This window comes from Brevundimonas aveniformis DSM 17977 (assembly GCF_000428765.1).
Lineage (GTDB): Bacteria > Pseudomonadota > Alphaproteobacteria > Caulobacterales > Caulobacteraceae > Brevundimonas > Brevundimonas aveniformis.
Map to the genome: position 1 here is coordinate 47449 of NZ_KE386797.1, position 21055 is coordinate 68503.

At 65.5% G+C, this 21055-nt stretch carries 24 protein-coding genes; 9 read left to right on the forward strand and 15 right to left on the reverse strand.

The genetic code is table 11. The features are described 5' to 3' along the window. Window positions 1-275: 275 nt before the first annotated feature. From G391_RS0112295 to serS, 6 genes are all read right to left on the reverse strand, one after another. On the reverse strand, window positions 276-980 hold the full coding sequence (locus G391_RS0112295) for a flagellin (RefSeq protein WP_029087773.1): 705 nt from the start codon (window positions 978-980) through the stop codon (window positions 276-278). Window positions 981-1197: 217 nt separating this feature from the next. Next, the gene (gene flaF / locus G391_RS0112300) at window positions 1198-1569 is read right to left on the reverse strand and encodes a flagellar biosynthesis regulator FlaF (RefSeq protein ID WP_029087774.1); all 372 of its coding nucleotides are present in this window, start codon (window positions 1567-1569) and stop codon (window positions 1198-1200) included. Continuing rightward, complete coding sequence (gene flbT, locus G391_RS0112305) at window positions 1529-1954, reverse strand: flagellar biosynthesis repressor FlbT (protein ID WP_029087775.1); 426 nt, start codon at window positions 1952-1954, stop codon at window positions 1529-1531. Before flbT ends, flaF begins: the two co-directional genes overlap by 41 nt. An 81-nt stretch (window positions 1955-2035) precedes the next feature. Continuing rightward, a complete protein-coding gene (locus tag G391_RS0112310; RefSeq protein WP_029087776.1) occupies window positions 2036-2674 on the reverse strand; it encodes a protein-L-isoaspartate(D-aspartate) O-methyltransferase in 639 nt (212 codons plus the stop codon). Window positions 2675-3172: 498 nt separating this feature from the next. Continuing rightward, on the reverse strand, window positions 3173-3961 hold the full coding sequence (gene surE, locus G391_RS0112315) for a 5'/3'-nucleotidase SurE (RefSeq protein ID WP_029087777.1): 789 nt from the start codon (window positions 3959-3961) through the stop codon (window positions 3173-3175). 187 nt (window positions 3962-4148) lie between these two features. After that, entirely contained in the window at window positions 4149-5633 is a 1485-nt protein-coding gene (gene serS / locus G391_RS0112320) for a serine--tRNA ligase (protein WP_029087778.1), read from the reverse strand. A 210-nt stretch (window positions 5634-5843) separates the two neighbouring features. Between serS and G391_RS15320 the strand changes: the two genes are divergently transcribed. Continuing rightward, window positions 5844-6911, forward strand: coding sequence for a S41 family peptidase (locus G391_RS15320; protein WP_051257378.1), 1068 nt, complete (start codon window positions 5844-5846; stop codon window positions 6909-6911). A 131-nt stretch (window positions 6912-7042) separates the two neighbouring features. Beyond that, complete coding sequence (locus G391_RS0112330) at window positions 7043-7447, forward strand: GFA family protein (protein WP_029087779.1); 405 nt, start codon at window positions 7043-7045, stop codon at window positions 7445-7447. A 14-nt stretch (window positions 7448-7461) separates the two neighbouring features. On the opposite strand, the gene G391_RS14865 is transcribed toward G391_RS0112330, so the two are convergent. After that, on the reverse strand, window positions 7462-8148 hold the full coding sequence (locus tag G391_RS14865; protein ID WP_084169246.1) for a DUF4357 domain-containing protein: 687 nt from the start codon (window positions 8146-8148) through the stop codon (window positions 7462-7464). Between the two features lie 32 nt (window positions 8149-8180). Between G391_RS14865 and G391_RS0112340 the strand changes: the two genes are divergently transcribed. Both G391_RS0112340 and G391_RS0112350 read left to right on the forward strand, forming a co-directional pair. Further along, window positions 8181-9104: an IS1595 family transposase gene (locus G391_RS0112340; RefSeq protein WP_029087780.1), complete on the forward strand. Its 924-nt coding sequence runs from the start codon at window positions 8181-8183 to the stop codon at window positions 9102-9104. Window positions 9105-9982: 878 nt separating this feature from the next. After that, window positions 9983-10294: a hypothetical protein gene (locus G391_RS0112350; RefSeq protein WP_029087781.1), complete on the forward strand. Its 312-nt coding sequence runs from the start codon at window positions 9983-9985 to the stop codon at window positions 10292-10294. Window positions 10295-10308: 14 nt separating this feature from the next. Here the strand turns inward: G391_RS0112350 and G391_RS0112355 are convergent, their stop codons facing one another. The 8 genes from G391_RS0112355 to G391_RS14870 form a co-directional block, all read right to left on the reverse strand. Continuing rightward, entirely contained in the window at window positions 10309-10596 is a 288-nt protein-coding gene (locus tag G391_RS0112355) for a GIY-YIG nuclease family protein (protein ID WP_029087782.1), read from the reverse strand. After that, window positions 10593-12125, reverse strand: a complete 1533-nt coding sequence (locus G391_RS0112360) for an acyl-CoA carboxylase subunit beta (protein WP_029087783.1) — start codon at window positions 12123-12125, stop codon at window positions 10593-10595. Before G391_RS0112360 ends, G391_RS0112355 begins: the two co-directional genes overlap by 4 nt. 60 nt (window positions 12126-12185) lie before the next feature. After that, window positions 12186-12506: a winged helix-turn-helix domain-containing protein gene (locus G391_RS0112365; RefSeq protein ID WP_029087784.1), complete on the reverse strand. Its 321-nt coding sequence runs from the start codon at window positions 12504-12506 to the stop codon at window positions 12186-12188. Beyond that, entirely contained in the window at window positions 12503-12952 is a 450-nt protein-coding gene (locus tag G391_RS0112370; protein ID WP_156893952.1) for a hypothetical protein, read from the reverse strand. The genes G391_RS0112365 and G391_RS0112370 overlap by 4 nt, the downstream gene beginning before the upstream one ends. A gap of 77 nt (window positions 12953-13029) precedes the next feature. After that, window positions 13030-13794, reverse strand: coding sequence for an ATP12 family chaperone protein (locus tag G391_RS0112375; protein ID WP_029087786.1), 765 nt, complete (start codon window positions 13792-13794; stop codon window positions 13030-13032). 148 nt (window positions 13795-13942) lie between these two features. After that, window positions 13943-14935 carry an RluA family pseudouridine synthase gene (locus G391_RS0112380; protein WP_029087787.1) on the reverse strand — a complete coding sequence of 331 codons (993 nt, stop codon included), beginning with the start codon at window positions 14933-14935 and terminating at the stop codon, window positions 13943-13945. Then, window positions 14932-15318: a fluoride efflux transporter CrcB gene (crcB, locus tag G391_RS0112385; RefSeq protein WP_029087788.1), complete on the reverse strand. Its 387-nt coding sequence runs from the start codon at window positions 15316-15318 to the stop codon at window positions 14932-14934. Before crcB ends, G391_RS0112380 begins: the two co-directional genes overlap by 4 nt. A gap of 39 nt (window positions 15319-15357) precedes the next feature. Continuing rightward, entirely contained in the window at window positions 15358-16161 is an 804-nt protein-coding gene (locus tag G391_RS14870; RefSeq protein ID WP_156893953.1) for a hypothetical protein, read from the reverse strand. Between the two features lie 248 nt (window positions 16162-16409). On the opposite strand from G391_RS14870, the gene G391_RS0112395 reads away from it, so the two are divergent. From G391_RS0112395 to G391_RS0112415, 5 genes are all read left to right on the forward strand, one after another. Beyond that, a complete protein-coding gene (locus G391_RS0112395) occupies window positions 16410-17588 on the forward strand; it encodes a hypothetical protein (protein WP_029087789.1) in 1179 nt (392 codons plus the stop codon). A gap of 150 nt (window positions 17589-17738) precedes the next feature. Further along, window positions 17739-19133 carry a Do family serine endopeptidase gene (locus G391_RS0112400; protein WP_029087790.1) on the forward strand — a complete coding sequence of 465 codons (1395 nt, stop codon included), beginning with the start codon at window positions 17739-17741 and terminating at the stop codon, window positions 19131-19133. A gap of 42 nt (window positions 19134-19175) precedes the next feature. Next, a complete protein-coding gene (locus G391_RS0112405) occupies window positions 19176-20483 on the forward strand; it encodes a replication-associated recombination protein A (protein WP_029087791.1) in 1308 nt (435 codons plus the stop codon). Next, a complete protein-coding gene (locus G391_RS0112410; RefSeq protein WP_029087792.1) occupies window positions 20480-20851 on the forward strand; it encodes a VOC family protein in 372 nt (123 codons plus the stop codon). The genes G391_RS0112405 and G391_RS0112410 overlap by 4 nt, the downstream gene beginning before the upstream one ends. Continuing rightward, window positions 20851-21036, forward strand: coding sequence for a hypothetical protein (locus tag G391_RS0112415; protein WP_156893954.1), 186 nt, complete (start codon window positions 20851-20853; stop codon window positions 21034-21036). Before G391_RS0112410 ends, G391_RS0112415 begins: the two co-directional genes overlap by 1 nt. The last annotated feature ends 19 nt before the right edge of the window (window positions 21037-21055 follow it).

The window sequence follows — 21055 nt, forward strand, 5'->3', positions numbered from 1 at the left end:
GCTGGTGGCGGCGAAGCTCTGGGCGGCGACCATGGCGCCGTAGTTGGTGTTGATCGAGGCCATTTTGGCGCTCTCCTTGTCTTCGACATGTCCGGCCGTCGTTTTGACGACCAGGAGCGTTTTGCTCGCCCACGTCCATGCAAGTACCGGGCCAGAAGTTTAGGTTAAATGCTTATTATTCATAGATTTCTTGAAACAGACTGCGATCCACGCACGAGTGCGCCGGGCTTTCGCCCGGCGCATCGCCCGATGGAGATGAGGGGTTTGGATCAGGCCTAGCGGAACAGGCCGAGCAGGGCCGAACCGGCCTGGTTGGCGATGGACAGCGCCTGGACGCCGAGCTGCTGCTTGGTCTGCAGGGCCGTCAGTCGGGCGGATTCCTTGGCCATGTCCGCATCGACCAGATTGCCGGCCCCGGCTTCCAGAGCGTCCTGGAGCTTCTGGGTGAAGGCCTGCTGGCGCTCGTAGGATTTCGCGTTGGTACCGATCGTCTGAAGGGCGCCGGCCCAGGCGTCGATGGCCGTCTGAACGTTGGCGGCGGTCGCGGCGCTGGCGGCGTTGAGCGTGTAGGTTGGGGTCGTCAGGGCGTTGGTGCCGTCGAAGACGGCCGCCGTCACCGACGCCGTGATCTCGCTGCTCAGAGCGGTGTAATCATTCTCGTAGGCGGTCGTATTGCCACCCGCCTCGATGGCGGCGGCCAGAGCCTTCATTTCGGTCAGCGCGGCCATGATGGTGTCACCCGCGGCCAGGCCGACATCGGCGATCGCCTGCTGGCGGGACAGGTTGTTCATGGTGGCGTCGAGCGCCTTGGAATTCGCACGCTGAGTCAAGGCGACGGCCCAAACCGCGCCGTTGTCCTTGGCGTTGGCAATTTTCAGACCGGTGGTGATCCGGTTCTGGACCTTGTCGAGCTCGCGTCCCGTGGCGGCAAAGCTCTGAGCGGCGATCATCGCGCCGTAGTTCGTATTGATCGAGGCCATTTTGGCGTCCTTGCTGTCTTCGACATGTCCGACGCCCTTTTGGCGACGGGAGCGTTTTGCTCGGAACGACAAGGAGCAACGACCGGGCCAGTCCAGGCCGCGCGCGCGATCCGTTTATTTACAAGGGATTGTCGATCATCCGCCCCAGCGGCGGGCAAGTCTTAACAAGGAAGAAATTTCCAGGCCGGGCAGAGATTGCCGAGTCGTAAATGCCAGATCAGGCCGGGACGGCCTCTGTGCCGGGACCGCCCAGCCCCTGCATGATCATCTTGTTGATGTCGATGAGCGTCTCGAAGTCCTCATCGCCCTTCATGATCTCGGACGTATGGCGCGAAACGAACAGGCTGAGAGATATGATGCTGGCACGCATCTGGACGGGCAGACCATTGGATTCATCCGCGCACGACCCGGCCAGGGTCGACCACACCTGGCGGTTCCAGCCGAGCGCATCTATGCGCGTGGCGAAATCCTTGGGATCCGCCAGCGAGGCTGCAATCAGGGCACGGGTGACCTGACCGAACAGCCGGTACTCCAGCGCGCGCGGGCTTTCAGTCCGCTGGGCTGTCTGCTGATAGGCCTGAAGCCCCATGCCCCAATCTCTCGTCTTCGTATTCGATGAGTTTGCGGGCCGCGAGCAGCCCCTTGTAGTATTCACGCGCCATGACGTGACGTGAGGCGGCAACGCACAGGGCCAGAACCTCGGGGTTCTTGATCACGCCCATGAACTCGGTCAGGCGCTGGGCGAAGTCGTCGTAGAATTTCTCGGCCGACCCTTCGTCCAGGTACATCATCATCACCGGGAAATAGATGCGGCGCGCCGGCGTCGTGGCGTCTTCAGGCTGAAGGATGTCCTTTTCGCGCAGGACCGAAGCCTTGTTCTGAAGAATGAGCACGCCACGCTTGTCGCCATTCTGGACGACAGCGCCGTTGAGGACGAAACGCTCCCCCGGTTTCAGCGACAATTTGAGCGGCATTCAGCCCTCCACGAGCCCCATCCGTAGCGATGGGTGGTTAATCCCCCGTGTCCTGTCTGGCGATTTATGGTTAGCGGCGGATTAACCCTCGCGGGCCACCCCGTCGACCAGAGGCACAAAGCGCACCTCGATCAGACTCTCACGGCGAAAGGTGCCGCCCTCCTCGGCCACATAGCGGTGCAGGAACTGCGAGCCGGCCTTGCCGACCGGTGCCACCATGATACCCCCGGGCTTGAGCTGGGCGATCAGATCGTGAGGCTCATGCGGTGCCGCAGCGGTCACCATGATGCGATCAAACGGGGCCTGCTCCGGCCAGCCTTTCGATCCATCGCCATGCCGGGTGATGACATTGTCCAGGCCCAGGTGCTTGAACCGCGCCTCCGCCTCCGCGAGCAACGGTCGATACCTTTCGACCGAATAGACGAAGCGAGCCAGCCTCGACAGGACCGCCGCCTGATAGCCCGAGCCGGTCCCGATCTCGAGCACCCGGTGGCGCGGCCCGACTTCCAACGCCTGGGTCATCAGGCCGACGACGAAGGGCTGGCTGATGGTCTGGGCGCAGTCGATGGGAAGCGCGGAATCCTCCCAGGCCTGATCGAGGAATTGCGGATGGACGAAGGCGGCGCGGTCGACCCTCTCCATCGCCTCGAGCACGCGCGCGTCCGTCACGCCCTGACGGCGCAGGCCGAGGATCAGGCGGGCGGCGCGTTCGTCGGTCATGGCCGTCGGCGCCTCATGGTCAAGCGGCGAACGCGAATGGCGTCATTACCTTCGAGCGTTTCATACAATTGCCCCCGTATCGACACCTCGGCGCCGTGCCAGCGATCCCGCTGGGCCAAGTCGCGTTGCTGAATGATAAGGGGCAACCGTTGTCCGTCAGGCGTCACCAGTTCGCCATTGACCAGACTGTCTGTGCTAAAAACCTCCAGCCGCCCCCTGACACGGCATTCGCCAGAAGTGGCGCAGCCGGAGTCCACCCAAGGTCGGTCAAATGGATCGCGAGCGCCGGGACGAGCGGCGCAGGCCGCCACCGTCAGTCCCACCGCCGCCAAGACGGCGAGCAGACTGGCGCTATTGTGTCCAAGAAAACGGCGGAGGGGATTGAAGGCAGATCCTTGCCGCAGAGATCTACCCCTCACCCTTCGCGCAGCCGGCCGCTCCGCTTGCCGGGCGCTCATCGACCCTCTCCCGCCGGGAAAGGGAATATGTGCGTCGCCCTCATTTCCCCCTCAGCCTGGGCGGGGCGCCGCCGAGGACGGACTTGAGGTCGTGGACGGTCTGGTGGTGGGTCAGGTCGATGTGTAACGGCGTGACCGAGATCTTGCCCTCGGCGATGGCGCGCAGGTCCGTGCCCTCGGCCGGGCTCTGTTCGCCGGCACGAAAACCCATCCAGTAGTAATCGCGGCCCCGCAGGTCAGTGCGGCGGATCGCGTGCATCTCGGCCAGGTCGCGGAAGCCCTGGCTCGTCACCTCGACCGTCTTGACCAGATCCGGCGGGAGATTGGGGAAGTTGAGGTTCATCACCACACTGTCGGACCAGCCGGCCTCCATCAGGCGCTGGATGATGCCGGGCGCGAAGGCCTCCGCCGTTTCATAGTGGGCGATGACCTCGTCGTGGAACCGTTCGAGCGACTGGGACAGGGCGATGGAGCGAATGCCCATGGCCATGCCCTGAAGGGCGCCGGCGACCGTGCCGGAATAGGAGACGTCCTCCCCGACATTGGCCCCGCGATTGACCCCCGACAGGATCAGGTCGGGCCGCTTGGGCATCAGGTCATTGACCGCCAGGACGACGCAGTCGGTCGGGGTGCCGGTGACGGCAAACCGCTTGTCGCTGAACCGGTGCACGCGCATCGGCTCGGTCAGGGTGATGCCTCGCCCCTTGCCCGACTGTTCGACCGCGGGCGCGCAGACCCAGACATCGTCCGACAGGGTGCGGGCGATGCGTTCGAGACAGGCTAGGCCGTCTGCTTCGATGCCGTCGTCGTTGGTGAGGAGGATGCGCATCTAGCGGGCCTCAGTGATCCTTCTCCCCTTGCGGGAGAAGGTGACCGAGCGGAGCGAGGTCGGATGAGGGGTCGCGCTGACCTTTAAGCAGGGTGCGGCGGATAGGCCTGGAGCGGACAGGACGGCGCGACCCCTCATCCGGCCCTCCGGGCCACCTTCTCCCGCAAGGGGAGAAGGAAACGATGCGTCAGCCCACATAGTCCGCGCCTCCCATGTAGGCCTGGAGCGCCGCCGGGACGGCGATGCGGCCATCGTCCTGCTGGTAGTTTTCCATGACGGCGACGAGGGTGCGGCCGACGGCGAGGCCCGAGCCGTTGAGGGTGTGAACGAACTCGGTCTTCTTTTCGCCGGCGCGCTTGAAACGGGCGTCCATGCGGCGGGCCTGGAAGTCGCCGCAGTTGGAGCAGGAGCTGATCTCGCGATACGTCCCCTGGCTGGGAAGCCAGACTTCGAGGTCGTAGGTCTTGCGGGCCGAAAAGCCCATGTCGCCCTTGCACAGCAGCACCCGCTGGAACGGCAGGTCGAGCGCCTTCAAGACCGCCTCGGCGCATTCGGTCATGCGCTCGTGCTCGGCGTTGGAATCCTCAGGGCGGGTGATGGAGACCAACTCGACCTTGGAGAACTGATGCTGACGGATCAGCCCGCGCGTATCACGCCCCGCCGACCCGGCCTCAGCCCGGAAACAGGGCGTCAGCGCGGTCAGGCGCATGGGGGTGGCGAGGTCGTCCTCGGAGAGGATCTGTTCGCGGACGAGGTTAGTGAGGGAGACTTCGGCGGTGGGGATGAGCCAGTGTTTCGATTGAACCGACCGAGCTTTGATCTGGTCCACGAGGTCGATGAAGAAATCACCATCCGCCAACCAGTCTGCCTCGTCGTAGCCGCCATTTTCGAAACGCTCTCGGAAAAAATCGAGCACGTCAGAAGAGTCAAAACCCTCAGCCACGAGGTGAGCGCGCTGCGAGAAATGCTTGATCAGTGGCTCTTCCGCGAGGCTCACCGTCTGAAAGAGGTCTAGCTCGAACTTCGGCAACTGCCCCGTCCCGAACATGGCGTCGTCGCGAACGAGGTAGGGCGGATTGACCTCCAGATAGCCGTGCTGGCCCGTCTGCATGTCGAGCATGAACTGGCCGATGGCGCGTTCGAGCCGGGCCAGGCCGCCTTTCAGAACGGCGAAGCGCGCGCCCGACATGCGGGCTGCGGCTTCGAAGTCGAGCAGGCCCAGCGCCTCGCCCAGATCAGCATGGTCCTTGGCCGGGCCATCGCGGCGGGGCGTGCCGACCGCGTCGCCGACCTGGACGTTGTCGTGCTCGTCGTCGCCATCGGGCACATCGTCGGCGGCGAGGTTCTTCAGGCCGGCCAGCAGGTCACGCAGCGCCGCGCCCTTGGCGGCCTCGATGGCCTCGTTGGCGGCGATTGAGCCCTTGAGCGTTTCGACCTCGGCCTTCAGGCGGTCGGCCTCGGCCATGTCCTTCTTGCCCATGGCGGCGCCGATGGCTTTGGAGGCGGCGTTGCGCTGGGCCAGGGCGTCCTGACCGACGGTCTGGGCCGCGCGCAGGTCGCGGTCGAGTGACAGGATTTCGGCGACCACGGCGTCGGCGTTCTCAACGCCGCGCGAGGTCCAGCCGGCGATATAGGCGTCGGGGTTTTCGCGGATGGCCTTGATGTCGTGCATGGTCTTGTCGTCGTTCTGGGAGGATGGAACCGTCTAGCGGCTGATGCGGAGTCGGGCAACGCGGGTGGCATGAGAGGTGAGTAAGGAGACGGGCATCGTGCCCCTTTTCACCTGAGCGCGACGGATCCCGATCCCTTAAATCCGCCCTCGCCTGCATCCAACGGTCCGCCAGCGGGCCTCTCACCTGTGAAAGCAGAACGAGAGCTCCTCATGATCCGACATTGTGCCGCCGTTTGCGCGGTCGCCATCACCCTCGCCATCAGCCCGGCGGCCACCGCCCAGCCGGGGCCGCCGCCGGATGCGGCGAGCGTCAGCCTGACGCCGGACCAGAACCGGGCGGTCGTCCTGGCGCTGGCCGAGGTGCTGCGCCAGCGGTTCGCCTTTCGCGATCGCAGCGCCGCCATCGCCGACGAGATCGAGGCCATGGAACGCCGGGGCGAATTTCGCGACGCGCGCACCGCCGCCGAGCTGATGGCGCTGATCGAAAGCCGGGTCGCGCCGGTGGTCAATGACCGGCATTTCCGCGTGCGCTATTTTGGCCCGGAAATGGTGGCCGGCTTCCAGGAGGGGCCGCCGTCAGCCGAGGATCTGGCCGCCTATCATGAGGAGATGCGGCTGCGCGGATCGGAGATCCCGGAGGTGCGCTGGCTGGACGGCAATGTCGGCTATCTGCGGATCAACCGGTTTCTGGACGCCCCGCCCTTCACCGAGAAACTGGCCGCCGCCATGGGGATGTTGGCCGACACCGGCGCCCTGATCATCGATGTGCGGGGCGCGCCGGGCGGAGAGCCGGCCGGGGTGGCCAACGTCATCGGCCATCTGGTCGACCAGCCGACGCCGACCGTTCACGTCGCCGATCCCGGCGACCCCGAAGGCGCGCGCACCGTCCATGCCCAGCCGCGGACGCCCGCCTTTACGGGACGCCCGGTGTTCGTGCTGATCGACAGCGAGACCGGGTCGGGCGCCGAGGAGTTCGCCTACGACCTTCAGGCCATGGGCCGCGCCACCCTGGTCGGTCAGACCACCTGGGGCGGGGCCACGCCGGGCGGCTATCGCCCGCTGGCGGAAGGCTTCGTCGCCTTCATCCCGATGGCCGTCGTTACCAACACGATCACCGGAACCAACTGGGAGGGCGTCGGCGTGCGGCCCGACGTCGAGGCGCCGGCCGACCAGGCGCTGGACGTCGCGCACCGGCTGGCGCTGGAGGCGATCCTGCGCGACGCCGACGGGGTGCGACGGGCCATTGCCGAGGAAGGGCTGGAGGGATTGGGGGACTGAGGGGAGTGTGCGTCTCCTCCCCGTCGCTGCGTGGCAGGGAGGAGACGAGGCGGACGGGGCAGCGCGACCCCTCATCCGAGCCGCTGCGCGGCCCACCTTCTCCCGCAAGGGGGGAAGGACTAGGGTTGGGCATGACCCAGCGCATAGCCTCCTGCATCTGCGGACAATTGACCGCGACCGTGATGGGGGAGCCGGTGCGGGTGTCGGTGTGCCACTGTCTGAACTGCAAGCGGCGGTCAGGCTCTGCGTTCGCGGTGCAGGCGCGGTTTCCGGCGGATCAGGTGGCGATGGCGGGCGAGGCCCGGACCTTCCAGCTGACCGGCGACAGCGGCGGAACCGCGACCTTCTCCTTCTGCCCTTCCTGCGGCGTCACGGTCGCCTATGTGAACGGCGGCCATCCCGAGATCGAGGGGCTGGTGGCCATCCCGGTCGGCACCTTCGCCGAGGTCGATTTCCCGGCGCCGGGGGTGGAGGTCTACCGCGAGCGCAAGTGCCCATGGGTGGAGGTGACGGGGGATGTGGAGCGGTGGGAGTGAGGTGCAAAGCGCTCCTATTCGGCTGTGCCTGACCTCAGACGGTCCGCTTCCCACTGCCGGTAGGAAGTGCCCTTACCCGCGACCTTCCAAGCCTCCTGACCGTTCGTAGCGCGGCCATTCAAAACCGCTCCGGCAGCGCTTGCGCTCTTGAACGCATAGTCTTGCGAGAAAACCCTCATGTCGCCAGCTTCAACCAAGACTCCCGCTTTCACGAGATCGGCAAAGAGGTCGGCGTAGGAGTGGGTCGCGGTTCCTTCCCAAGCTCTACGACCTCGAGATCCTGCAAGAACCACAAGTTCACCGTTCTCAAATCGCGCGCGCCCGTCGATATTATGTTTGGGCGTTTTGAGCTCGAACAGCACTTCTGCTTCGCCTTGCTCCACAACCATCGTGGTCGCGCTCTTTGACGGCCTTGTGTTCTCCAAGAAGCAATCGATGCGAACTGCAGGCAGGATAGCAAATACGTAGTCTAAGAACGCCTCCATGCTTGCGCGCGCGGCTTCAGGCAGCGGAGTTGACGATCCCGAGGTCCCATTTGCGAGCGTGACTACGCCAGCCTTTGCCGCTTGGCCAATCAACCGACCTTCAAGGTATCGCACGTGGGCTTTGTGCAGGGTGTTTGACTGGGTGGTTATTACCACTGCGTCGGTCCACCAATCCTTATTTAGGCAACTATATACCTGCTTGACCCACACTGACATTTGGGTCAATCTCCGTAATAGGAGACAGGCCGATGATTCAGCAGTTCGACAACCTCATGCAGCTTTTCCGGGCCTTCCCCGATGAGCAGGCTGCGATCGACCATCTGACGGCGATCCGTTGGGCGGGCGGGAAATACTGCCCGCTGTGCGGCAACGCCGATGAGAAGCGCATCGGGACGCTGACTGGCACGAACACCCATAAGTGCTACGCCTGTCGCAAGCGCTTCTCGATCAAGGTCGGGACGATCTTTCAGGACACCAAGCTGCCGCTGCGCACCTGGTTCGCGGCGATCTGGATGATAACGAACCACCCCAAGGGCATCGCATCGACCACGCTCGCCAAGGATCTCGGCATCACCCAGAAGACCGCCTGGTTCGTGCTGCATCGGCTTCGCCATGCCGCCCGCACCGACAGCTTCAACGCACCCCTGTCAGGTGACGTGGAAGTCGATGAGACCTTCGTCGGTGGCCGCGAGTCCAACAAGCACGCGAACAAGAAACTGCGTCTCGGCCGCGGCGGTCTCGGCAAGGCCGTGGTGCTGGGCATGATCCAGCGCGACGGCGAGTTCCGCGCGGGCGTGGTGACCGACGTGAAGAAGACCACGCTACAGGGGATCGTGCGCCAGCATGTGACGCCGGGATCTAACGTCTACACCGACGAGTCCAAGTCCTACATCGGCTTGCAGGGCGACTATAACCACCACACCGTGAACCATCAGAAGGGCGAATACGTCCGGCAGTTCTTCGCGCACACAAACACGATCGAAGGCGTCTGGGCCTTGCTCAAGCGCCAGATCATCGGCGTGCATCACTGGGTCTCGCCGAAGCACCTAGACCGCTACGTCGGCGAGATGACCTTCCGTTTCAATCGGCGGGAGATGACGGTCGGCATGATCGTCAACGATCTGCTGGCGCAGCGCGCTGGCCCGCTGCCCTACAAGGTGTTGACCGCATGAACGGCCCGAAACTGGAACGTCCCCTGCACCTGGCAATGGACTTCGGTGAAGCGTTGCGACGCTACGCCCAGACTAAGCCGGATGAGGTCCAGCCCGCCCCAGGTCAACGTGCGAAACCCGCGCGGCCAGTTCGCCAAGCAGAAGCCGTCGCCGGCCGTGGTTCGCCCGAGAAGAAAGGGCGGTCTGAGTCGAAACCCAAGCCGCCCCCTTCAGACGATTAGCGGCGCTGATGCGGGCGCGGCTTCAGGCGAAGATGCGCCCTGATCCGCTCGATCTTGCCGCGCTTCGAGACGCGACGGTGCGCTTGCACCGCGACGTGTAGCGTCGGGTCCATGATGGAATCTCCATGATGGGGGTTGACGTACGGCGGCTTACCGGGGAAAATTCAGGTGTTGAGGCTGGTTCTCCTTTCCGGTGAGCCGCGACGAAGGCCCCCGCTTCGGCGGGGGCTTTTTCGTTTTCGGCTGGCATCAATCCTTCATGGACACCTCCTGCACCGCAGAACGGATCGGAAAACTAATTCCAATCAACAGCTTACACTAATTCACAGGACTGCCTTTCAGGTCAAGTGACTGTTTACTTACGCATTTTTTGTGAAAGTCCGGGCTATCGACTAGGCGCGCAATCCGTCGCATAGTCTCGCCATCGCCCGAGGTTTGGTCACCGGAGGCGGTGCGCATGTTGCGCGTGAACGCGGGTCCGCTCTGTCGGGCGGCCTGCTGAATACAAAACCTTCGGGGAATAGGCAGGACGCGCCTTCCCCGTGTTCGCGCGTGACCAACCGTCCCGGCGCCAGCCGTCGGGCTGTGTGAGGGCACGCGGGGATGAGAACGCCGTCTGCGAACGATAAGGGGCCAGGTGCGCTCGGATGCCTGGCGATGCTCGGCCTCTTTGGCTACATCGCGTGGCAGTTCGTCGGCTGCGATGGAGACCGGGAGCGTTATCGGGAGCCAGCGCGGCGCCCCTATTCAGCGGTCGATACGCCCAGGATGCGCAACATGGCAGCCGACGTGGTCAGGGCGTCCGGCTACTGGTGCGACCCGCCTACGCAGCTGCGCGAAGGAATGTGGAACCAGACGCCGAACCGCCGCAGCTTCGTGCTTGTCTGCGATGACGGCGGGAGCCAGTTCGCGTCCTACGAAATCGAGATGAATCCGAACACGGGCCGCGGGACCGTGCGGGAGCGGTGAGACCCGTCGCGGGGTCACGCATGTATATAGTTACCCTTATTTAGGTCATGATTGCGAATGCGAGCGGCAACGTCGTCGCTTTCACCAATGTAAGCCGTCTCAACGTCGTCTTGGTAGCCGATGAGCACATAGACACCTACCTGACCCGCTTCAGCGCGCTTCAACGCAGCGGAAATCTGCGTACGCGGGAACTTCAGAACATGCCCGTTCCAATTGAACATCTGCGCCGTCAGAACACCGTCCGGTCGCCCATCAACATAATAGAGCTCCAGAGAGCGCCCGTGTCCTTCTCCAATGGTCATAGCGGAATATTATCGTGCTTCTTCCACGGGTTCTCGGCCTGTTTGTTCTTCAGGCTGGCTAGGGCCCGGATCAACCGCCGCCGGGTGCCGTGCGGCATGATCACGTCGTCGATGTAGCCGAGCTTGGCCGCCACGAACGGGTTCGCGAACCTGTCCTTGTATTCGGCTTCGCGGGCGGCCAGCGCCTCGGGGTCGCCGGCTTCCTTGCGGAAGATGATCTCGACGGCGCCCTTGGCGCCCATGACGGCGATTTCGGCGGAGGGCCAGGCGTAGTTGACGTCGCCGCGCAGGTGTTTGGAGCTCATGACGTCATAGGCGCCGCCATAGGCCTTGCGGGTGATGACGGTGAGCTTGGGCACGGTCGCCTCGGCATAGGCGAACAAGAGCTTGGCTCCGTTCTTGATGAGGCCGCCGTACTCCTGCTTGGTGCCCGGCATGAAGCCCGGCACGTCCACGAAGGTGACGATGGGAATGTCGAAACAGTCGCAGAAGCGCACGAAGCGGGCGGCCTTTTGCGAACTGTCGATGTCCAGCACCCCGGCCAGGGCCATCGGCTGGTTGGCGACGAAGCCGACCGGCTGGCCATCCAGTCGGCCGAAGCCGACGACGATATTCTTGGCGTAGTCAGGGCTGAGCTCGAAGAAGTCGGCCTCGTCGGCGACCTTCAGGATCAACTCCTTGATGTCATAGGGCTTGTTCGGATTGGCCGGGACCAGGCTGTCGAGCGAGGCCTCGTCGCGGTCCGGCTCGTCGAACGGCTCTCGCACCGGCGGCTTTTCGCGGTTGGACAGCGGCAAAAAGCCGATCAGGCGGCGGACCTCGGCCAGGCATTCCAGATCGTTGTCGAAGGCGCCGTCGGCGACGCCGGACTTCTTGGTGTGGACCGACGCCCCGCCCAGTTCCTCATGGGTGACGACCTCGTTGGTGACGGTTTTCACCACGTCAGGGCCGGTGACGTACATGTAGCTGGTGTCCTTCACCATGAAGATGAAGTCGGTCAGGGCCGGCGAATAGACGTCGCCGCCCGCGCACGGGCCCATGATGACGCTGATCTGGGGGATGACCCCACTGGCCAGTGTGTTCTGGAGGAAGATGTCGGCATAGCCGGCCAGGCTCTCGACGCCCTCCTGGATGCGGGCGCCGCCGGCGTCGAACAGGCCGATGATCGGCGCGCCGTTGGTCAGGGCCATCTTCTGGAGCTTGACGATCTTGGCCGCGTGGGCGCCCGACAGCGAGCCGCCGAAGACGGTGAAGTCCTTGGAGAAGACATAGACCAGCCGGCCGTCGATCAGACCCCTACCGGTGACCACGCCGTCGCCGGGGATGCGCTGGTTCTCCATGCCGAACTCGTAGGAGCGGTGCTCCACGAACATGTCGGTCTCTTCGAAAGAGCCTTCATCGAGCAGGACGGCGATGCGCTCGCGGGCGGTCAGCTTGCCCTTGGCGTGCTGGCTCTCGATGCGCTTTTCGCCGCCGCCCAGCTTGGCGGCCTGACGACGACGTTCAAGCTCGTCGAGGATGTTCTGCATGGGGACGCTCCGTAAACCCGGAGGTTGGCTTACGGAGCGGCGGGCGGGCTGGCAAGCCGCCTAGCCGGAGAAGCCCTGTCCCATGGGCACCGGCGCGGTCAGGGCAGCCAGCCGGTTCAGTTCGGCCACATGGGCGGCGAAGGCCTTGCGACCCTTGGCGGTCAGGGCGATCCAGGTGCGCTGGCGACCGTTCTCGGCCTGTTTGGTCAGCTTAACGTAGCCGGCCTCTTCCAGCTGTTTCAGGTGTTTGGACAGGACCGAATCCGACACCTTGATGGCGTCGCGGATCATGGCGAACTCGGCGTCGTCGACGCTGGAGAGAATGGCGCAGATCTGCAGCCGCCCCGGCGCGTGGATGACCGGATCGAAGACGGGCGTCATTGCGCCCGCTCCTGCAGTTCCCGCCGGTAGACATGCATCCACAGGCGCCCGCCGATCATGCCGGACAGGCCTGCGACGACGGCACCGACGATCGGCGGCCACCAGGCCCCGCCCCCAAAGCGCGTGGTCAGCGACAGGAACAGGCATCCCAGAACGACGACCATCAGACCGATGGCGACCCAGCGCGCCCTGGGCGGGTTGAAGCCGCCGACCCACCAGCCGACGCGGGCGCGCCACCAACGGACCATGAGCGCCAGAGCAACCATCGACAGCGCGAGCGTCACGATACTCCACGGCTGCGGCAGGCTGGCCCCGCCGACCATGACGGCGATGACCGCGCCGTAGCCGAGATCCCAGGCGAAGGGATAGTTGAGCGATTTGCCGACTTCGGCGCGGGCCGACTGGATGGCGTCCAGCGCCTCTTGCGGGTTGGGTTCGTTCGTCATGGCGACCTCACTTTCCATGTTGGAAAGATATGGGTCACTTTCCGTCTTGGCAAGTGATAATTTTCCAGATCGGAAAGTTATACTGCGAGGGCTCGAAACCACCGGTCCAGCAGCGCCGCCTCGGCCAGGCGGGCGGCGGTGCGGGCGGCGGCCTCGGCGTCGATGCCCCACTGGGCTTCCTGGAAAGCCTCATCAATCCGGGCGAGGTCGTGGGCCTCGGTGCCGGACAGGGCCCCGCGCTGGACCGCGAGGGCCAGGATCGCCGAGCCGAACAGGCCGACGGCGGTGGCCAGGCCGGTCAGGGCGAAGTCGTCCAGGTCCAGCGCCAGATCGCGAACGCGGGCCAGGCTCTCGGGCGGCTGAGCGAGGTGGGCGATGCCTTCGGCGCGGTTCAGGCGCACGCCCAGCGCGCGCTCGGCCCAGTCCAGCCAGGGTAGCCATGCCCCCGTCTGACGAGCAACGAGGCTGGCCGGCGCATCGGCGAAATAACAGAGCAGGTCCGAGCCGGCGTAGCGGGCGATCTCCTCGGCGGTCTCGGCCCGGGCCTGGGAGACGCGGTCGATGGCGGTGGCGGCCAGACGCGTGGCGGGCATGGTCGCGGGATCGAGGTATTCGCCCTGGGCGGCCCATTCGCCGGCGACCAGCTGTGCCGCCGCCTCGGTCGGCAGGATCAAGGCGGCGCCTGCGGGCGTCTTGGGCGCACGCCCGTCCAGAAGCACGCGCCAGCCGCCTTCGCCCGGCTCGACCGATACGGACGTCCAGAAGCGTCTGGTGCGATCGGCTGCCTCGCGAAACCCCTTGCGGGCCGCGACGTGCGGGTCGAGCGGGGGAATGCGGGTCATGGCGTTTGGCTCCTCCCCCGCCCCTTTGCGGGGGAGGCGGACCATCCGAAGGATGGTGGAGGGGGCGACGGCCAGCACGGTGTGGGAGGCTCTCCCCCTCCACCGCTTCGCGGTCCCCCTCCCCCTTTTGCTATGCTCAGGGGGAGGATCAACGGCGTGACCTCAGGTTCGCAAACGGGTCAGGATCGGCCTCATCCTCGGAGAAGCCGAAGCGGTCGAAGCCGGCTTTCAGCTCGCGGCTGATGGGGGCCTCGACGATCAGCTTGCCGCCGGTCGGATGGTCCAGCTCGATGCGGCGGTGATGCAGTTGCAGCATCAGCCCCTCGGACAGGTCGGCGCTGAAGGTCTCGCCGTACTTGGGGTCGCCGATGATCGGGTGGCCGAGGGCGCGCATGTGAGCGCGCAGCTGGTGCGTGCGGCCGGTCTGGGGCCGTAGCGCCATCCAGGCGGCGCGGTGGCCGGCGCGCGAGATGGTGACATAGTCGGTGACCGCCGGGTCGGCCTCGCGGTTGGCGGGATCGGCGGGCCGGATCATCTCCCGATCACCCACGCCCGTCTTGATCAGCGGCAGGTCCAGCGTCCCCTGCCCCGGCTTGGGCGCGCCATAGACGATGGCCCAGTAGGTTTTTTTGGCGCGACGGCGAGCGAACGCCCCAGCCAGCTTGGCAGCCGCGCCCGGCGACCGGCCGAGCAACAGGACGCCGGAGGTGTCGCGGTCCAGCCGGTGGACCAGCCGCGGCCGTTCCAGCCCCTCGCCCCAGGCACTGAGTAGACGGTCAATGTGCTTGGTCGTCTTGGTGCCCCCCTGCACGGCCAGGCCGGCAGGCTTGTTCAGGGCGATAACGTCGTCGTCCTCATAAAGGACCAGGCCTTTGACGAAGCGAACATCCTGATCCGACAAAGGCGGCGGGCCTTCGGGGCGCTCGCCGGGTTCCGGCAACGGCGGGACGCGGACTTGAGAGCCCGCCGACAGGCGGCTGTCGCCCTTGACCCGCCCGCCATCGACACGGATTTGCCCCGACCGGGCCAGCTTGTTGATCTGGATGTTCGACACATGCGGCCAGCGCCGTTTGAACCAGCGGTCCAGGCGCGAACCATCCTCGCCGGGATCGACCGTGATCATCTTGACTTCGCGGCTCATGCGAAGGCCCTCCGGGCGATCGTCAGACCCGCGAACAGAGCGACGATGGCCACGACCGTCGAGGCGGCCACATAGGCCCCCGCCAGGGCCCACTGGCGTCGCTCGATCATCTGAACCGCCTCCAGTGAAAAAGCCGAAAAGGTGGTGAAGCCGCCCAACAGTCCGACGGCGGCAAACAGGCGGATCGCCTCCTGTTCTGCTCCGGCCCGCAGCGCCAGCCAGCCGACAAGCAGTCCCATCAGAAAACCGCCGGCAACATTGGCCGCGAAGGTCGCCCACGGCCAGACGGCATGGGGTGCAAGCCGCAAGGCCGCCAGCCCCAGCCCGTAGCGGGCAGAGGCACCGATCGCGCCGCCAAGGGCCACGAGGAGAAGACGGATCATGCGGGCGACTTACACCGCCCGACGACGAAAGCGAACGCCTCAGGAGGTACAGCGCATCTCTCCGGACCAGGCAAAGCCTCGCAGACGGCTGATCGTCCGCACGGTCAGTCCGATTGGACCACGCCCCAGACGCGCATCGTAGGGCTCAATCTGTGCGCGCCTTAGACAAGACCGCATGAACGCTTCCTCGACGATCAGGGCTTGTCGGACCGGCCCGTCGGCCGCGCCGGAAACCCCCTCAATTTCATCTGATCCAGGCCGCCGATAGAGCAGCCATCCCGACGGCACGCCGTTCCTAGCGGCAAACCCGGCCTGTCGTGCCGATATTTCATCGAGAGTGGTCAGAAGCCCCTCGTGGCGAACCTGGGCTTCCTCACGCGTCGCGCCGGCACTGATCTGATCGCGAATGAAGGCCTCTCTTTGGTCCATGAGGTGTCCGCGCAGCGCCGGGTCGAGACTGCCGTGCAGCATGACGATGGCCTCGGGCTCGACGATGATCCGGCCCGCTAGCGGCAGGAAATAGTTGGCGCACGACGAATTGCATTCGTCGACGACGCGCATGGTCAGGCCACGCCCCTCGAAATGGGCAGCGATGTCGAGCGCGCGGTCGACATTGCCACCCGGGCTGTCGAGGAGGAGCTCACGGGTCGTCGGACGAAACGCCGATGCGACACAGGCCGCCAAGGCTTCATTTGTCTCGCCCTGGAGCACGAAGACCTCGGGTGTCCTTTGCTCGCAAGGGAGAGCCGGGTCTTCCCTGGCCGACGCCCCACCCAGACTGGCGCAAGCCCCCAACAACAGCCCCTGTGCCAGCAGTCCGGCAGGTAAAGCGACACGCCACATGGGAAGCGCCTTTCAGACATTGGCTCATACATGTCTGCATGAGCCGGTCGGTCCGGGCAAGGTCGCGCCTATGCAGCTTGTGCCCGGCGGCACAAGGGGGCGCTCGAACAGAAAACGTCACTTGCCGTGTCGCCGAAATGCGGGTGATGCTGGCAACATCGGCTCGCGCCAGAGGCGAAGGTCATCGGCGCGAACGATCCGGCTGGTCATACTGTCCGGTCACGCGTGTACGGGGAGTTGGGACCAGCATGTCTCAAGACGATCAGCATCATGCGCCGGAGCCTGCGGCTGCGCCGTCCGGGACGGGCCTGGGGCCCAGCGCGCCGCCGCCGCCCGGCGCCGAGGACAGCCATGATCGTGTGGCCCCGGAGCGAGCGCGCCCCGACCCGCAGGCTGAGATGCGGCGTGCGGACGGCACGCTGCGCCCCATTCAGGACAGCGCCTATTTCTCAATGGACCCGGCCGAGAACGCGCAGGTTTCGGCCCACATCGACGAATATTTCAACCAGCCCCTCGATATCTTTCCCTTCTGGGAAAGCGATGGGAAACCCGATCGCTTCCACGTCCTGTACGACCGTCAAATCGCCGAACGCTTTCCGGCCGAGGCGGGAATTCGCAGTCACATCGCCGGCTATGGACGTAGTGTCTTTCGTCGGCTGATGACCCATTTCGGTACCAAGCGTCTGTTCCAGGGAGGCGCCCTGATCGCGCTGGCGGCCCTGGTGATGATGGGACCGACCTGGTTCGCCAGCCTGACGGGCTCGCAGCCGCTCGGCCTGGTCCTGGCTGTAGTCGCCATGGCGGTGGTGTTTGGCCTGTGGTGGGCCATCCAGGCCATTCTGTTTGTCCAGTACCGGTTCCGGCTTGAGAACGACACCTATGAGCTATCGCGGCGGATCGTCGAACAGACCCGCGAGCTGCAGGCCTTGTTCACACAGGGACGCGCCATGGCCGACCAGGCCGAAACGCACTATCAGCAGGACGGGCGCGGCTGGGGCCAGCGGTCGTTGTATCTGACCCGGCTGGTCATGTGGCTTGGGGCGCGTCTCGAGTACCTGGAGAAATTCATCCAGATGGAGCTGTGGCGGGTCCGCCGCGAACGCTACTGGGTGCGCTGGCTCGGACGGTTTGCCGCACCGCTCGTCTATGTCGTCTTCCTTGGGGTCCTGGCGCTCGAGCCAGCTCCGGCGGGCGGCGAAGCGGCCTTTCGTGGGTTGCAGGGTGTGGCTGCCCTCCTCGGCGCGGCGGTGTCCTGGTTCTCCTATTTCCGCTGGCAGACGCCGATCCAGTTGATCCAGGACAAGCTGGGTGTCGATGGCTGGGTCCGTTATGCCTCGCTGGACCTGGACAATGCGGTGGCCGACCAGGTGCGACGCGACAAGGAGCGTCTGGTCGAATACCGGGCGCTGACGCGCGGCGGGCGGTAGTCTCCTCCAAACCGGGGCGATCGTTGGTTCGCCAGCGCATTCTTGCCGGTTTGACACCTGTTGTCTCACGGAGGTCTGGCCACCGCCGCAAAGCCGCCCCAGATTGAAGGTGTCTTTCCCTTCCCAGAGCGAACCGGACCGGACCCTGTGATGAAGCCTTCTCAAGTCGCCCTCGCCGCCATGCTGCTGCTGACGGCGTGCGGCAATGCCAATACGACCCAGGCCCAGGACGGCCAGCTCGGCCAGCCGACACGCCGTGCGCCCGAAACCCAGGGCGACCTGCAGGCGTCCTTCGCGCCTGTGGTTCAGGTTTCGGCCCCCGCCGTCGTCAATATTGCCGCCCAGACGGTTGTTCGTGAACGCGACCCCTTCTTTGAGATGTTCGGGCGCGGGCGCACGCGCGAGCGCGTCGGCCAGTCGGTCGGTTCGGGCGTCATCGTGCGCTCAGACGGCATTGTGGTGACCAACAACCACGTCATCGACGGTGCGCGTCAGATCATGGTCACCCTCAATGACCGGCGTGAATTCCCGGCCGAGGTCATCCTGGCCGATCCGCGATCAGATTTGGCGGTGCTGAGGCTGGATACCGGCGGTGAGCGCCTGCCGGTCATGCCGATTGACGATTCGAGCGAGCTGCACGTCGGCGACCTGGTTTTGGCCATCGGCAATCCGTTCGGCATCGGTCAGACCGTGACCAGCGGCATCATTTCCGCGCTGGACCGCTCCGACGGCCAGGGCGCAACCGCCTATATCCAGACCGACGCCGCCATCAATCAGGGCAATTCGGGCGGAGCCCTGGTCGATATGGATGGCGACCTGATCGGCATCAACACCATGATCCTCAGCCCGTCGGGGACATCCGCCGGGGTCGGCTTTGCGGTGCCCTCGGCCATGGTCCGGCGCGTGGTCGAAAGCGCCGCAGGTGGTGAGACGGCGGTGACGCGCGCCTGGCTGGGCGTGTCTGCCGCGCCTGTCACGGCCAGCGACGCCAGCCGTCTGGGTCTGGGGCACCCACGAGGCGTTCTGGTCAACAGCGTCTATCGGGGTGGGCCGGCGGCCAATGCCGGTGTCCGCCAAGGAGACGTGATCACCGCCGTTGGGGGGCAGACCGTCGATGATGCCGCCGCCCTCAACTTTCGCATCGGCGTGGTGCGCCCCGGCGAACAGGTCGAGCTGACCGTCGTGCGCGATGGAGCCGAACGGACGCTACGCGCCCGCGTCGAAGCGCCTCCCGGTGACGCGACACCCGCGACCGTGACCATCGGGGGGCGCAATCCCTTCACCGGGGCCGTGGTCGCCAATCTGACCCCGGCACTGGCCGATCAGATCGGTGCCGACCCCATGGCCGATGGCGTCATCCTGACCGGGGTGTCGGGGCGCTCCTACGCGGCGGCGGCCGGCTTCCGCCCCGGAGACATCGTGCGCAGCCTGAACGGCCAGAGTGTCGGCTCGACCCGTGAACTGGAGCAGCTTCTCTCGAGCACGGAGCGCGGCTGGGACATCGTCATCCTGCGAAACGGCCAGGAAGTGCGCGGGCGGTTCTAGGGCTCCCTTCACCCGCTGCGGGAGAACGACTACCTATCTCCCATGACCGACCTGTTCGAAGCCTCCGGGATTCACCCACCCGACGCGCCGCTGGCCGACCGGCTGCGTCCGAGAACGCTCGAGGATGTGGTTGGGCAGGACCACCTGCTGGGAGCGGGCGGGCCGATCCGGCGGATGGTCGAGGGCGGACGTTTGGCCTCGATGATCCTGTGGGGTCCGCCCGGTACCGGCAAGACGACGATCGCGCGCCTGTTGGCCAAGGCGGCGGGCTACGAGTATCAGCAGATTTCGGCGGTCTTCTCCGGCGTGGCCGATCTGAAGAAGGCCTTCGAACAGGCGCGGGTGCGTCGCGCGGCGGGGCAATCCACCCTGCTGTTCGTCGACGAAATCCATCGCTTCAATCGGGCGCAACAGGACGGCTTCTTGCCGTTCGTCGAGGAAGGCGTGGTTACGCTCGTCGGGGCAACGACGGAGAATCCGAGCTTTGAACTGAACGGTGCCCTCTTGTCGCGGTGCCAGGTGTTTGTGCTCCGGCGGCTGGACGAGGCGGCGCTCGATCAACTGTTGATCAGGGCCGAAGCGGACGCCGACCGGACCTTGCCGCTGGAGCCGGCAGCGCGCGAGGCGCTGATCGCCATGGCCGATGGCGACGGACGGTATCTGCTGACGCTGGCGGAGGCGCTGTTCAACCTGACGGACGGGGACGAGGTGCTGTCGGTCGCGGACCTGGGTCAAGTCTTGCAGAAGCGCGCGCCCGCTTATGACAAGAACAGAGAAGAGCACTATAACCTTATATCTGCGCTGCATAAATCTGTGCGCGGATCAGACCCGGATGCGGCCCTCTACTGGCTGGCGCGGATGCTGGACGGCGGCGAGGACCCGCTGTTTCTGGCGCGCCGGATCGTGCGGATGGCGGTCGAGGACATCGGCGCGGCGGACCCAATGAGCCTGGTCATCTGCAACGCCGCCAAGGACACCTACGACTTCCTCGGCAGCCCGGAGGGCGAGCTGGCCCTGGCCCAGGCGGTGGTGCATCTGGCCTGCGCGCCCAAGTCGGTGTCGGTCTACAAGGGCTATAAGGCGGCGGTGAATGCCGCGCGCGAAACCGGCTCACTGATGCCGCCGGAGAACATCCGAAACGCCCCGACGAAGCTGATGAAGGAGCTCGGCTACGGACGCGGCTATCAGTACGACCCGGAGGCCGAAGGCGGCTTCTCCGGTGCCAACTACTGGCCCGAGGGCATGGAGCGGCGGGTCTTCTACCAGCCGACCGACCAAGGCCATGAGGCGCGGGTCAAGGAGCGACTGGAGCGATGGGCTGAGCTGCGGCACGAAAGGGCGAGCGAATGAACCTTAACCAGGTGACCGTCGAGGTCAGCGACATCGCCCGCGCCCGCGATTTCTATCAGACGCTGGGGCTGAAGCTGATCGTACTGTCGGAGCACTACGCCCGCTTCGTCTGTCCGGGCGGCGCGACCTTTTCGGTGCATCTGGCCGAGCGGGTTATGCCGTCCGGCACCTTGATCTATTTCGAATGCGAAGACCTGGACGCCCGCCATGCCCGGCTGGTCGACGCCGGCGTCATCTTCGACAGCGCCCCGACCGATCAACGCTGGCTCTGGCGCGAGGCCCGGCTGAGCGACCCGGACGGCAACCGGCTGTGCCTCTACTGGGGCGGCGAGAACCGGGTCAATCCGCCGTGGCGGGTGGCGGGCTGATGGGCAGACCAGAGCGAGAGCGACTGATCGGCGTGGCGGTCCTGACCCTGGTGTCGATGGGGATTGCGGGGGTGGCTCTGTTTCTCGAGCTTGAGGGCGGCGACGGCGGACGACTCGGCATGCTCGCCGGCGCGCCCCTGCTGGCGGCGGGTTTGCTCGTGGTGCTGGGCGGACGGAAGCGGTGAAGCGCGCCACCTCCCCATC

What these genes read in the sequence shown, in the direction of transcription:
- G391_RS0112295 (WP_029087773.1), bottom strand. Translation starts at nt 980, where the DNA reads ATGGCCTCGATCAATACGAACTACGGCGCGATGATCGCCGCTCAGAGC.
- flaF (WP_029087774.1), bottom strand. Translation starts at nt 1,569, where the DNA reads ATGGGGCTTCAGGCCTATCAGCAGACAGCCCAGCGGACTGAAAGCCCG.
- flbT (WP_029087775.1), bottom strand. Translation starts at nt 1,954, where the DNA reads ATGCCGCTCAAATTGTCGCTGAAACCGGGGGAGCGTTTCGTCCTCAAC.
- G391_RS0112310 (WP_029087776.1), bottom strand. Translation starts at nt 2,674, where the DNA reads ATGACCGACGAACGCGCCGCCCGCCTGATCCTCGGCCTGCGCCGTCAG.
- surE (WP_029087777.1), bottom strand. Translation starts at nt 3,961, where the DNA reads ATGCGCATCCTCCTCACCAACGACGACGGCATCGAAGCAGACGGCCTA.
- serS (WP_029087778.1), bottom strand. Translation starts at nt 5,633, where the DNA reads ATGCACGACATCAAGGCCATCCGCGAAAACCCCGACGCCTATATCGCC.
- G391_RS15320 (WP_051257378.1), top strand. Translation starts at nt 5,844, where the DNA reads ATGATCCGACATTGTGCCGCCGTTTGCGCGGTCGCCATCACCCTCGCC.
- G391_RS0112330 (WP_029087779.1), top strand. Translation starts at nt 7,043, where the DNA reads ATGACCCAGCGCATAGCCTCCTGCATCTGCGGACAATTGACCGCGACC.
- G391_RS14865 (WP_084169246.1), bottom strand. Translation starts at nt 8,148, where the DNA reads ATGTCAGTGTGGGTCAAGCAGGTATATAGTTGCCTAAATAAGGATTGG.
- G391_RS0112340 (WP_029087780.1), top strand. Translation starts at nt 8,181, where the DNA reads ATGATTCAGCAGTTCGACAACCTCATGCAGCTTTTCCGGGCCTTCCCC.
- G391_RS0112350 (WP_029087781.1), top strand. Translation starts at nt 9,983, where the DNA reads ATGCTCGGCCTCTTTGGCTACATCGCGTGGCAGTTCGTCGGCTGCGAT.
- G391_RS0112355 (WP_029087782.1), bottom strand. Translation starts at nt 10,596, where the DNA reads ATGACCATTGGAGAAGGACACGGGCGCTCTCTGGAGCTCTATTATGTT.
- G391_RS0112360 (WP_029087783.1), bottom strand. Translation starts at nt 12,125, where the DNA reads ATGCAGAACATCCTCGACGAGCTTGAACGTCGTCGTCAGGCCGCCAAG.
- G391_RS0112365 (WP_029087784.1), bottom strand. Translation starts at nt 12,506, where the DNA reads ATGACGCCCGTCTTCGATCCGGTCATCCACGCGCCGGGGCGGCTGCAG.
- G391_RS0112370 (WP_156893952.1), bottom strand. Translation starts at nt 12,952, where the DNA reads ATGACGAACGAACCCAACCCGCAAGAGGCGCTGGACGCCATCCAGTCG.
- G391_RS0112375 (WP_029087786.1), bottom strand. Translation starts at nt 13,794, where the DNA reads ATGACCCGCATTCCCCCGCTCGACCCGCACGTCGCGGCCCGCAAGGGG.
- G391_RS0112380 (WP_029087787.1), bottom strand. Translation starts at nt 14,935, where the DNA reads ATGAGCCGCGAAGTCAAGATGATCACGGTCGATCCCGGCGAGGATGGT.
- crcB (WP_029087788.1), bottom strand. Translation starts at nt 15,318, where the DNA reads ATGATCCGTCTTCTCCTCGTGGCCCTTGGCGGCGCGATCGGTGCCTCT.
- G391_RS14870 (WP_156893953.1), bottom strand. Translation starts at nt 16,161, where the DNA reads ATGTGGCGTGTCGCTTTACCTGCCGGACTGCTGGCACAGGGGCTGTTG.
- G391_RS0112395 (WP_029087789.1), top strand. Translation starts at nt 16,410, where the DNA reads ATGTCTCAAGACGATCAGCATCATGCGCCGGAGCCTGCGGCTGCGCCG.
- G391_RS0112400 (WP_029087790.1), top strand. Translation starts at nt 17,739, where the DNA reads ATGAAGCCTTCTCAAGTCGCCCTCGCCGCCATGCTGCTGCTGACGGCG.
- G391_RS0112405 (WP_029087791.1), top strand. Translation starts at nt 19,176, where the DNA reads ATGACCGACCTGTTCGAAGCCTCCGGGATTCACCCACCCGACGCGCCG.
- G391_RS0112410 (WP_029087792.1), top strand. Translation starts at nt 20,480, where the DNA reads ATGAACCTTAACCAGGTGACCGTCGAGGTCAGCGACATCGCCCGCGCC.
- G391_RS0112415 (WP_156893954.1), top strand. Translation starts at nt 20,851, where the DNA reads ATGGGCAGACCAGAGCGAGAGCGACTGATCGGCGTGGCGGTCCTGACC.